The organism is Rhodococcus sp. NPDC049939 (assembly GCF_040656415.1).
Classification (GTDB): Bacteria; Actinomycetota; Actinomycetes; order Mycobacteriales; family Mycobacteriaceae; genus Rhodococcus_F.
Genome location: NZ_JBFAMC010000004.1, coordinates 341,757 through 353,315, shown reverse-complemented (window position 1 = coordinate 353,315; position 11,559 = coordinate 341,757). Strand labels below are relative to the sequence as shown.

The 11,559-nt window shown below is 63.2% G+C and carries 12 protein-coding genes; 2 read left to right on the top strand and 10 right to left on the bottom strand.

What is annotated here, in order from left to right; genetic code table 11:
• Positions 1-5: 5 nt before the first annotated feature.
• From AB0I57_RS16590 to AB0I57_RS16570, 5 genes are all read right to left on the bottom strand, one after another.
• A complete protein-coding gene (locus AB0I57_RS16590; RefSeq protein ID WP_358337330.1) occupies positions 6-1,508 on the bottom strand; it encodes a CoA-acylating methylmalonate-semialdehyde dehydrogenase in 1,503 nt (500 codons plus the stop codon).
• Positions 1,509-1,635: 127 nt separating this feature from the next.
• On the bottom strand, positions 1,636-2,346 hold the full coding sequence (locus tag AB0I57_RS16585) for a copper homeostasis protein CutC (protein WP_358337327.1): 711 nt from the start codon (positions 2,344-2,346) through the stop codon (positions 1,636-1,638).
• A gap of 3 nt (positions 2,347-2,349) precedes the next feature.
• Positions 2,350-3,129: a glucosamine-6-phosphate deaminase gene (gene nagB, locus AB0I57_RS16580; RefSeq protein WP_358337324.1), complete on the bottom strand. Its 780-nt coding sequence runs from the start codon at positions 3,127-3,129 to the stop codon at positions 2,350-2,352.
• Complete coding sequence (locus AB0I57_RS16575; protein WP_358337321.1) at positions 3,117-4,301, bottom strand: amidohydrolase family protein; 1,185 nt, start codon at positions 4,299-4,301, stop codon at positions 3,117-3,119. Before AB0I57_RS16575 ends, nagB begins: the two co-directional genes overlap by 13 nt.
• Before the next feature lie 31 nt (positions 4,302-4,332).
• Positions 4,333-5,607 carry a PTS transporter subunit EIIC gene (locus AB0I57_RS16570; RefSeq protein ID WP_358337318.1) on the bottom strand — a complete coding sequence of 425 codons (1,275 nt, stop codon included), beginning with the start codon at positions 5,605-5,607 and terminating at the stop codon, positions 4,333-4,335.
• Positions 5,608-5,846: 239 nt separating this feature from the next.
• Here AB0I57_RS16570 and AB0I57_RS16565 point away from each other — a divergent pair, with 239 nt between their 5' ends.
• Positions 5,847-6,077: a PTS glucose/sucrose transporter subunit IIB gene (locus AB0I57_RS16565; protein WP_358337315.1), complete on the top strand. Its 231-nt coding sequence runs from the start codon at positions 5,847-5,849 to the stop codon at positions 6,075-6,077.
• Positions 6,074-6,535, top strand: a complete 462-nt coding sequence (locus AB0I57_RS16560; protein WP_358337312.1) for a PTS glucose transporter subunit IIA — start codon at positions 6,074-6,076, stop codon at positions 6,533-6,535. The genes AB0I57_RS16565 and AB0I57_RS16560 overlap by 4 nt, the downstream gene beginning before the upstream one ends.
• Before the next feature lie 21 nt (positions 6,536-6,556).
• On the opposite strand, the gene AB0I57_RS16555 is transcribed toward AB0I57_RS16560, so the two are convergent.
• From AB0I57_RS16555 to AB0I57_RS16535, 5 genes are all read right to left on the bottom strand, one after another.
• Positions 6,557-7,303 (bottom strand): GntR family transcriptional regulator, encoded by a 747-nt coding sequence (locus AB0I57_RS16555; protein ID WP_358337310.1) that lies wholly within the window; start codon positions 7,301-7,303, stop codon positions 6,557-6,559.
• Between the two features lie 141 nt (positions 7,304-7,444).
• Complete coding sequence (locus AB0I57_RS16550) at positions 7,445-8,443, bottom strand: radical SAM protein (protein WP_358337308.1); 999 nt, start codon at positions 8,441-8,443, stop codon at positions 7,445-7,447.
• Entirely contained in the window at positions 8,437-9,249 is an 813-nt protein-coding gene (locus tag AB0I57_RS16545) for a PhnD/SsuA/transferrin family substrate-binding protein (protein WP_358337306.1), read from the bottom strand. Before AB0I57_RS16545 ends, AB0I57_RS16550 begins: the two co-directional genes overlap by 7 nt.
• 11 nt (positions 9,250-9,260) lie before the next feature.
• Positions 9,261-10,382 carry an acyl-CoA dehydrogenase family protein gene (locus tag AB0I57_RS16540; RefSeq protein ID WP_358337304.1) on the bottom strand — a complete coding sequence of 374 codons (1,122 nt, stop codon included), beginning with the start codon at positions 10,380-10,382 and terminating at the stop codon, positions 9,261-9,263.
• Positions 10,383-10,442: 60 nt separating this feature from the next.
• Positions 10,443-11,315: a hypothetical protein gene (locus AB0I57_RS16535; protein WP_358337566.1), complete on the bottom strand. Its 873-nt coding sequence runs from the start codon at positions 11,313-11,315 to the stop codon at positions 10,443-10,445.
• Positions 11,316-11,559 lie beyond the last annotated feature (244 nt).

The window sequence follows — 11,559 nt, the reverse complement described above, 5'->3', positions numbered from 1 at the left end:
TCCGCTCAGTTCATCGTGGGGATGACGAAGTGGTCGGCCTGCTCCTTCTTGCCGGAAGGCCAGCGCTGCGTCACGGTCTTCGTCTTCGTGTAGAAGCGGAAGGAGTCGGGGCCGTGCTGGTTGAGATCGCCGAATCCGGAGCGCTTCCAGCCGCCGAAAGTGTGGTACGCAATCGGCACCGGGATCGGGACGTTGACACCGACCATGCCCACGTTCACGCGGTTGGTGAAGTCCCGCGCGGTGTCGCCATCACTGGTGAAGATCGCGACACCGTTGCCGTACTCGTGCTCGGTCGGCAGACGCAGTGCCTCCTCGTAGTCCGCAGCGCGAGCCACCAGCAGCACCGGCCCGAAGATCTCTTCCTTGTAGATGCGCATGTCGGTGGTGACCTTGTCGAACAGCGTCGCGCCGACGAAGAATCCATTCTCGTGGCCTTCGAGACTGAAGCCGCGACCGTCTACGACTGCCTCTGCGCCCTCGTCGAGGCCGATCTGGATGTAGTTGTTCACCCGGTCGACACCGTCCTTACCGACAAGCGGACCGAAGTCGACTCCCTCTTCGTCACTACGTCCGATCCGCAGGTTGGCCACGCGCTCACGGAGCTTGGCGACGAGCGCGTCGGCGGTCTCCTCGCCGACCGGAACGGCGACGGAGATCGCCATGCAACGCTCTCCTGCGGAGCCGTAGCCGGCGCCGACGAGTGCGTCCGCAACCTCGTCGAGGTTGGCGTCGGGCATCACGATCGCGTGGTTCTTGGCGCCACCGAAGCACTGAGCCCGCTTGCCGTGGGCGGCCGCGGTCTCGTAGATGTACTGCGCGATCGGGGTCGACCCGACGAAGCCGACAGCCTTGATGCGGTCGTCGGTGAGTAGTACATCGACAACCTCTTTGTCGCCGTTGACCACGTTGAATACCCCAGCGGGCAGCCCGGCTTCGAGGAACAGTTCGGCAAGTCGCAACGGCACCGACGGGTCGCGCTCGGACGGCTTGAGAATGAACGCATTGCCGGCGGCGAGCGCGGGGCCCGCCTTCCAGAGTGGAATCATGGCAGGGAAATTGAACGGCGTGATGCCCGCTACGACGCCGAGTGGCTGACGCATGGAGTAAACGTCGATGCCGTCTCCGGCGGATTCGGTGTATTCGCCCTTCAGGAGGTGCGGGGCACCGAGCGCGAACTCGATGACCTCGAGGCCGCGCTGGACGTCGCCCTTGGCGTCGGGGATGGTCTTGCCGTGCTCGGAGGACAGCAGCCGCGCCAGCGACTCCATTTCCCCCTGCGCGAGCTGGAGGAACTTCATCAGCACGCGGGCGCGTTTCTGCGGGTTGAACGCAGCCCACTCCCGCTGAGCATCCACCGCGTTCGCGATAGCCGCCTCCGCCTCGGCCTTGTTCGCGAGAGGCACGCGCGCCTGCACCCCACCGGAGTTGGGGTCGTAGACGTCGCCGAACTTGTTCGAGACACCGGGGACACGCTTGCCGCCGACAAAGTGTGATAGCTCTTGAACCATTGTGCGGACCCGTTTCTTGCTCGATGAATCTGGGAGTACCCAATATGTCGACCATCCTATAGTTGGATGTCCATGCATGTCTAGGCTGATGACCGAGTCCCGCCGCCCAAACGCGATGGACGAAAATCTAGACTTCCAGCGCCCGGGCCGCCGCCCGGGCGAGCGCTTCGTCGATCGTGTCGTATCCGCCGGAACCGCCGCCCGGACCGCCGCTGTCGGCCACGTTGCGGCGGGCAGAGAGGTGTACGGCGTCCACGCCGGTGCCCGCGACGGCAGCGATGTCCTCGACGCGAATCCCGCCCCCGGCCATCACCTGGATTCGACCGCAGGCGTGAGCGACCATGCCGGACAGAGCTTGGACGCCATCGATGCACCGCGGTGCTCCACCCGAGGTCAGAACACGGGTGACGCCCAATCCGACGAGCGCATCGAGCGCCGCCGCCCGATAGTTGACGACATCCATCGCGCGATGGAACGTCACCTCGACGACAGATCGGTCCACGTTGTCGAGCAAGCGGGCCATGGTCTCGCTGTCTACGGACCCGAAGGAAGTGAGCGCGCCGAGCACAACGCCGGAGGCGCCCGCACCCACCGCAGCCCGGACGTCCCGGGCCATTACCGCGATCTCGTCGGCATCGTAGACGAATCCGCCAGGCCTACACCGCACCAGCGGGTGAACATCGATTCCTTGCTCGGCAACGGCTTCGATCATGCCAATGCTCGGGGTCAACCCACCGGTCGCGCCGAGTGCGGCGCACAACTCCACCCGCGCCGCGCCGGCGCGCCGGGCAATCCTGGCGCCCGCCGCATCCTGCACCGCCAACTCGAGTACGGGCATCGGTCAGAAAGCTTGCCAGGGAGGCTTGTTATCCAAGGCGTAGCGGTAGTAGTCGACGAGTTGCAACCTAGTCGCCGCGGCCTCGTCGATCACTACCGTCACGTGCTGGTGCAACTGGATCACCGAAGCCGGGCAGAATGCGCTCAGCGGCCCTTCAGCGGCTGCGGCAATCGCCTCTGCCTTGCCTTCACCGAACGCGATCATCACCAGGTGCCGAGCTTCCCCGATAGTGCCCAATCCCTGAGTGATCACGTGATGCGGGACATCGTCGACTGTGTCGAAGAAACGCGCATTGTCGAGCCTGGTCTGCTCGGTGAGCGTCTTGACGCGAGTGCGCGAATTCAGCGAGGAGCCTGGCTCGTTGAATCCGATGTGGCCGTCGGATCCGATACCGAGAAGCTGCACGTCGATACCGCCCGCCTCCCTGATCGCCGCGTCGAAACGCGCCCCTTCGGCCGCGATGTCCGCAGCCTCCCCGTCTGGACTCAGTACCCGTTCAGGATCGAGATTCACGTGGTCGACGAACTCTGATCGAATCACCGAAAAGTACGATTGGTCATGGCTTTTCGGAAGTCCGACGTATTCGTCGAGCAAGAACGCCCGCGCATTCGAAAAGTCCAGTCCGGACTCGCGGTGCCGACGTGCAAGTTCCCTGTAGCTACCGAGCGGGGAAGACCCTGTCGCAAGACCAAGCGTCGTCGGACCTCCGCACACATAGCCCTCGACGATGTCCGCGACAGTCGAACTGACGTCCGCCTGCGTCGGACGGATCACGAATTCCATGCGACTCCTTCCTCCCCCACAGGCATACCGTCGACGATTACGCCACAGGGCCGAAGTTGCTGATCAGTTACGACGATATCGGCACGCTGGTTTGGCATCAGGGTGCCACGCTCGAACTCCAGTCCGAGAAGCCTGGCCGGGATCCTGCTTGCAGAAGCGACGGCGACACCGAGGTCGACACCACTGTCGAGGACCGTCGAGCGGACGACGTCCAACAGCCGCGCTGTGCTGGCCGCGATGGCCCCTTCCGAACCGTCGACGGTCGTGAGCCTCGCCACCCCCTGCGAGACCACCACATCCAAGGGCCCGAGCTGATAGTCGCCGTCTTCCATCCCGGCGGCCACCATGGCGTCACTGACCAGGACGATCTGGTCCGGATCGACCGTGTCGAATACCATCGACACAGTCTCAGGTGCGAGATGTGTTCCATCGGCGATCAATTCGACGATGATGTCTCCGCGCCCGGCCGCCGCCAAGCACGCACCCGCCGCACCCGGGGCCCGGTGGTGCAGCGGCGGCATCCCGTTGAACAGATGCGTGGCTATCAGCGGATGGCCGGCCGCATCGGCGATCCGAGCGGACGTCGTGGCGGCATCGGCGTCAGTGTGACCGAGGCTCGGCATCACGCCACGGCGGCGCATCGCGGCCAGCAGTTCGCCGAAGTGCGCGGTCTCCGGCGCAAGCGTCATCGACCGGACCGTGCCTCGCGCCGCGTCGCAGACCCTTTCGAACAGGTCGGGATCGCCAGGCACGATCGCGTCGGGATCCTGCGCACCGCACCGGGCACGCGAGATGAACGGTCCTTCCAAGTGAATTCCCAGAAGTTCGCCGGATTCGACCAGTCCGGCGAGAACCTCCGCTTGACGGAGCAGTACCGGCTCTCTCGCCGAGACGAGGCTGCCGAGCAGTCCAGTAGTCCCCTGCTCACGATGGTGGTGAACAGCGCGCCGAGCTCCAGCAGCGTCGGAACTGGAAAATTCGGTACCGCCACCGCCGTGGCAGTGTAGGTCGATCAACCCCGGAAGCAGAACCGAGGAAGTCGGCTGCGGCAACGGACTATCCCCACGGTACTGATCGGCGGCGCCGACCCAGGCAATTCGATCACGCTTGGTGACGACTACTGCGTCGTCGATTGTTCCGTCCCCGACTACAGCCTTACCCCGCAGGATCATCGCTGCCCACCTGCCGAAATAGTTGCACTGGTCACTTCTCGGCCTGCTCGACGTCGAGATCAGTCGCCGAAGATTCGATTTCCGCTTCGTCCTCACGGCCGGGGGTGCGCAGGTTCCACTTCTTGATGACGAAGCTGAACAGCAGGAAGTAGATCGCCGCGTACCCGAGCCCGATCGGGATCAGCATCCAGGCGTTGGTGGCCTTACCGAAGTTCAGGAGGTAGTCGATCAAGCCGGCCGAGAACGTGAAACCGTCATGGATTCCCAATGCATTGACCAGCGCCATCGATGTGCCCGTGAGGAATGCGTGGATCAGGTACAGCGGCCAGGCCACGAACATGAACGCGAATTCGAGAGGCTCGGTGATGCCGGTGAGGAACGCGGTCAGCGCCGTGGAGAGCATGACGCCGCCCACCACCTTCTTCTGCGATGGCTTGGCGGACCGCCAGATCGCCAGGGCGGCAGCGGGAAGCGCGAACATCATGATCGGGAAGAATCCGGTCATGAAGACGCCTGCGCTCGGGTCGCCGGCGAAGAACCGGTTGAGGTCGCCGCGTACCAGGTCGCCGTTCGCGTTGTGATAGTCGCCGACGAGAAACCACACCGTGGAATTCAGAATGTGATGCAGTCCCGTCGAAAGGAGCAACCGGTTGACCATACCGTAGATGCCGCCACCGACTACCGAGTTCTCCGCGACGGTCTCACCCACCCATGTCAGTCCCGAATTGAACGCCGGATACAAGAACGCCATCAGGACGCCGACGGCGAGACCAGTGACGGCGGTGAGAATGGGAACCAGCCTGCGTCCGTTGAAGAATCCGAGATATTCGGGCAGTTTGGTGCGGTAGAAGCGTTGCCACAGAACCGCCGACAGCAGACCCATCACGATGCCACCGAGAACGCCGTAGTCGATCAACGCCTGATCGCCGTTCGGGTCGGTCTGGCCTGCGAGGACCACCGGCGACATCGCCTCGAACACGCCGTTGACGACCATGTACCCGACCACCGCGGCGAGGGCCGTCGAACCGTCGGCTTTCTTGGCCCACCCGATGGCGATTCCGACCGCAAAAATCAAGGGCAGCCAGGTGAACACTGACTGCCCCGCTGCTGAGATGATGGTCGCGGCAGTTTGCAGGGGAGCGAAACGGCCGAGAAGATCGTCTTGACCAAGTCTGAGCAGAATGCCCGCCGCGGGAAGCACGGCGATGGGCAGCATCAGGCTACGGCCCAGACGCTGGAACCCAGCGAACACAGTCGATTCTTTCTTCGGGCTCTTCTCCTCCGGCGCGACTTCCGTGACCGTCATATCGACCTTCTCTGTGCTTCGAATCGCCGAATCGGCGTCTTGACTATTCCTCTGTTCGGCCACGCATACCGTGGCCCCCGGAACACTGTTGTGCATCACCCCTTCAAGGGGTACTGTCCGGTCATAACCAGTTGTCAGTTTGACCAGGTGAACGCTGGATGTCAACAAGGAATTGTGACCTGGCTTACCACCTTGGCCGATTGATCCACAGTACGAACACGAACGACTACGGAGAACACATGTCCAAAGCGAGTGCAATCATCAGCGGCCTCGGGGGTCCCGACAACATCCGCGAGGTCGAGGCCTGCATAACCCGACTGCGAACCGAGGTCAAGGACGGTTCCAAGGTCGACGAGGCTGCGCTCAAAGCCGCCGGGGCCCACGGCGTACTCAAGACAGGCAGCGTAGTCCAGGTCGTCGTCGGTCCCGAGGCGGAAGCGATCGCCGACGACATCGAGGATGCTCTGTGAGGCTTTCCGTGCGCGCCCCACTGCCAGGGCGGGTGCTTGCACTTGCCGATGTGCCCGACCCTGTATTCGCCGGTCAGTTGGTGGGGGCAGGCGTCGCGATCGAGCCCGAACGTAACCGCGGTGCCCTCGAGGTGCGCGCGCCGATCTCGGGCAAGCTCCTCAAACTGCACCCGCACGCGTTCGTGATTCTGGGCGCCGCAGGGGGCGGAGTGCTGGTCCACCTGGGGATCGACACGGTGAAGTTGAAGGGCGAAGGCTTCACCCTGCTGGCACAAGAAGGAGACGAGGTCGATACAGGCGATCCTGTCGTGCGGTTCGACCCGAACGAGATCGACAACGCCGGGTACCCTGCCATCTCTCCCGTTGTCGTCATGGATTCCAAACCGAACTCGGTAGCCACCAACATGATTGACGCCGAGGTATCTACTGGGGACGGCCTGTTCGAGTGGCCCGCGTAGAAGCACGACAGAGCCAGCGGCTCAACCGCCGCGCGGATCTCGCTCCTGCGCCTGAACTTCCATCTGCACTTGATAGCGGTCGGACCGATACCAACTGCGAGTGTGCTCGACAGTGGTTGAGCCGCTGAAGGAGACCCGGTCGAAAAACAATACCGGGGCGCCCTTCTTGATACCGAGCAACGTCGCAATCTCCGAATTCGCGCCGTCGGCACTGACAGTTTGCTCCGCTCGGTCGATCGGCATCCCGTAACGCTCCGCGGTGGCACTATAGATCGACCCGGTCAGATCGAGGTCCACCAGTCCTGGAAATGCTGTGGCGTTGAACCATCCGTCGTCGACGCTCACCGGCTCACCGTCCGCCAGTCGCAGCCGCTTGATATGGTAGGCAACAGCTTTGGGTGCCAGACCCAACGCCTTCGCGGTGACCTCGGGCGCCACTCTCTCCTCCCTCAGGAGCACCACCGTCGTCGGTGTGTGGCCCTGCGCCCGCATCTCCTCGGTGAACGACGCGAGGTGGAGCTTCGACTGCACGCGGCGACGCGCAACGAAGGTGCCCTTGCCACGTACCCGGACAAGATATCCCTCGTTGACGAGTTGACCGATGGCTTCACGAACGGTGATCCGGCTGACGCCGTAGTCGTTCATCAATTTTCGCTCACTGGTCATCAGATCGCCGTGTTGTAACTCCTTGGTGCACTTGTGTAGCAAGATTGCCCGGAGTTGCTCGTGTTTCGGAACCACGCTGTCGCGTAGATGTACTGGCATCATTGCGCTGCTCCAGCTCTCTCGGCGGTGGACCCACAGAACCTCGATCAAAGATCCCGTCCGGTCCGATCCAGTTATGAGAATACTCTGGTGCGGAGTTCAGGCCCATCCGGGACGCCAAGAAGGGGCCCAAGTAAAGGGATTTCAAGCGCAGGGAAAAAGTGCGGCGGCGGTGGCGGCGACCGCCCACTGCTGGGTGAACCGCTCGTAGATCTCGTCGAGCGCGGGCCGCAGAGGCTCGATCTGGCGGGTCACGAGCGCATCGTCATCGATCGCAGCGACAGGGTGCCAATAGACCCCGTCTGCGGTGACGGTGACCTCCGGTACGAGTGTTTCGGTTGTGATGATCAGGCCTTTGGCCGCGGCGCCCCGGCGCGCTATGGGCCTGATCAGTTGGTCGTCACGGTCGACTCCGAGGTGATCGCAGAATTCGTGCAGTTCAGCGATCGTCCCGGGCCGGGGCGAGGCGATCGTGGCCGCGATACGGACGCGGAAACCCAGTTCTCTTGCCAATCGGATACCCGCGACCGCTTTGGCCCAGCTTCCGGCCCCGCGATGCGAGTCGTGGAGGTCGGGGGTGGCGGAATCGAGGCTGATCTGTAGGGCCAGACCCTGCCGGGGCATCGACTCCAGCGACCGCAGTCCTCGCCCTTTGAACACCATTGCGTTGGTCAATACCGTTGTCGGCAGTGTCTGCGTGCAGGTGCGGACGATCTCCCCGATGTCGGGAAGGAGGAACGGTTCGCCCCCGGTCAGGTAGATCTCCCCAACCCCCCAGTCGGCGGCTTCTGCGACCAGCCGCGCGATCCGATCCAAGCCCAGTTCGCGGCGCGGTGCCCGCGGAGACGAAGCGACACAGCAGTAGTCACACGCGAGGTTGCAGTGGAAGTTCGTATAGAGCCAGAGCCGTGCGCCCGGCATCCGGTCTGGACCCAATGCGTCACGCGGATCGGGTGCGTGTCCGCGCCGAACGACAAGCATCCCGATATCACGGGCGTCGACGTCCTCTCGAACGATGGTGTTTCCGCTGCGGGCACACCACCTTCTGGCCAATACGAGATCCTCGCCGGACCTGATTGCAACCTCTCCAGTTCCCCCGTCGGGGAGTCCCGTCATCAGTCGCATCAGGTCCAGGATCACCATCGCGAATCCACACCCTGTTTCTCGACGGCCGCGAACAGGCTCTTGTATCCGTCCAGGTGCGGCCTCACCCAGTGGTGCAGCCCCTCGAGTTCGAGAATCTTGCGATGCTCCGGGATATCCCAATCCATTTCGAGGAGCAGATCCACCCAGGGCGTATATCGCGCGGCGGGCAAGGTGTCCATGGCGGTGAACATGCAGTGGCAGTACTCGGGTGTACGCCAGACCACTTCGAGTGCATCGGGCATCAACTCTTCTCTGCCCATTGCGTTCCAGGTCGAGATTCCGATCGCCGCGACGTCCGCATCGCCGGCCAGAACTGCGCCAATCGCGTCGAGTTCACTGCGGCCGGTGTCGCCGTGTTTGCCGATGTCGCTGTCGAATCGCTTGACGGACAGCTCGTCGGTCGGGACTCCCGACTGAGCAAGATAGTGAAGAGGCAAGATCGCCGCATGGGCTGAATCTGCCGATCCCAAGGCCAAACGCCTCCCCGCGAAGTCCGGCGGTCCAGCGATGGCACTGCCGGGCGGAGCCACGAATACAGTGCTGAAGGTTGTGTCGGTATCACGTTGCGCGAGCGGTATGCAGCGGCCCCCGGTTTGCATGACCGTGCGCACATAAGCGAGGTTGGTGTTCCAGGCAATATCGATATGCCCGGCGATGAGTTCTTCGACCTGGCGACCGTAGTTGGAGTAGAGAACGAAGTCCATCTCGGCGTCGGAGCCACGGAAGTAGTCGCGGATTCCCTCCCAGATCGGCACCATGTTGGGGCTGTACGCGACGGCGCCGACAATCAATGGTCTGGTCATTACGCTCCCCCTCAAAATAGGGGCAGGCCGGATACGGCCTTGCCGTAGAAGTCGTAGAGCACATCTGCGGTGGGGGCCATCACCGATCCTGCTCGGGCGTCGCGGAATGCTCGCTCTATCGGCAAGTGTTTGGAGAATGCGGCACCTCCGCACACCCTCATGGCGGTATCGGTGATCTCCAGTGCCGCATCGTTGGCCGATGCCTTCACTGCGAGCACATTCAGCATCGTCGTCTCATCCGGGTCACTCACGCTGCGCGCCGCGTGCGCCAGGAAAGCTCGCTGCGCGGCGAGGCTGATACCCATGCGCGCAATTTGTGCCCGAATGGTGGGCAACGCCGAGAGTGCTTCGTCCTGATGCTCGAGCCTTGCGCTACTGACGTGAGAGATCGCGGCGGCGTTCGCGGCTGACGAAAGGCCTAGCGAGACGGCGGCATTGCCGAGGTTGAACCAAGGAAGCCCAGTATTCATCATCAGCTCGAACCCGGCGCCTTCATCTCCCAGTCTGTGGGCAACCGGGATCGACGAGTCGATCCTCATGGGTGACGACGCGTTGCCTCGCAACCCCAGCCCTTTCCACGGGCCTGCCACCGTCATTCCCGCCGCGCCTTTCGCCATCGCAAACAGGTCGACCTCCCCCGCTGTCTTGGAGGTCGAACCCATCGAGACCAAATAGACATCGGCAAAGCCGGCGGAGGTGACCCAACTCTTGTCAGCCTGCACCGAGACGGTGCCACCATTCATGGAAGCGGACGAGACCGGCGCCCAGAAATGCGAGCGGGAGCCCTTCTCACTGAACGCCACCGTGCCCAGCAAAGCCCCCTTCGCCATCCCGGCAAGTAGATCGGGCATCCCCGGAGGCGGCGCATCGGCGAAGGTGACTGCGGCGACGGTATGCATCAGGTAGACCATCGCAGTCGATCCGCAGACCGATGCCAGCTCACCTACGACTTCGGTGAACTCCGCCGGGCCGCAACCCAGGCCGCCGACTTCCTCCGGCAACACCAGCCCCAACAATCCGCTGCCACGAAGTGCCTCCACGGCCTCTGCCGGAAATACTCCCTCGATATCCACCCGCTCAGCATTCTGGCGAGCAATCGCGGTGACCTGACCAAGTGCTTCGTGTGGAATCATCCGGTCCTCGATTCGGGGTGTGATTCGGGTTGACTATCACCGGGCACAGCCTGCGTAGCTTCAGGCCCCTCCCGGGTGCATGATTTTCGAAGCAGCTCCGGCGACCCGGTGGGGTCGCCGGAGTAGCCGTCCCGTCGCAACACTGACCAACGCGGCGCACAGGAACACGGCGGCGGTGGTATTCGTGCCGCCCAGCCACACATCTGTGCGGCTGGACTGGAGGTAGATGCTTACAGCGGCGAGCACCGCCAGAGCGGCGCCGGCGTAGGCGAGTTCGCGGCTGCCCCTGATTGCTCCCGCGAGGGCGAACGCCGCAACCACGAGCACGGCGATCGCGCCTGCGAGGTTGTAGTTGCCGAGTCCCACTTGCAGATCTTCGGTTCCGACCAGCCCCCCGACTGATGCCCACCTACCGGTCTGGAAGGACGCGATCAAGGCGGCGACACCGAGGAGCGCAAGCACGATCCCCCAGGTCCGAAGCAAGGACGCTGCGGCGTGGGGCCCGTCCCCCCTTCGGGTCTGCGCTCGTACGGCATCCACCGCGAAATACCGAGTCGACCACGTACACAGCAGGACTATGTGGATACCGATCATCATGAAGTAGCTCCACGGCCACTCGCCCGGCGCTTCTGCGACAGAGAGGCCGATAGCCAGTGACTGCCCGATTCCGAGCAACGCGGCGATCCGGACGAATGTTCCGGTGAGCAGCAGGACGGCCAACACCGTCTCCAGCACCAGTGTCAGCCACCCGAATAGCAGGAAATTCGGCAGTACCAGATGCTCGACCACCCAACTGAACGGCGGGAATACCGGATGATCGACAGCTGCGCTCGTGAATTCGTACAAGCCGCTATTGCTGTTTCTGCCGAAATCGGGCGGATTTTTCCACACCACGTTGTACAACCACATCAACCCCGCCAGGACTCGTAGCATTGTCAGCGCTGCCCCGGACACCCGCGGTGAGGGTTCCCCCTCCGAGAGCAACAAGCCGAGTCGGGGGAGTCGTCGGTTGCTTCTCACATTTAGAAGTCTGCCCGCCCGCTGACTCCGGCGTCCACCGATCGTTCGACTCGTCGAGAATCTGCGTCTTACGGCGGATACCTTCAACACTCCGAATCCCCATTCTTGATGCGCGGATGGGGACTTACACCCGTAGAATTGGGCAAAACGGTCGCGT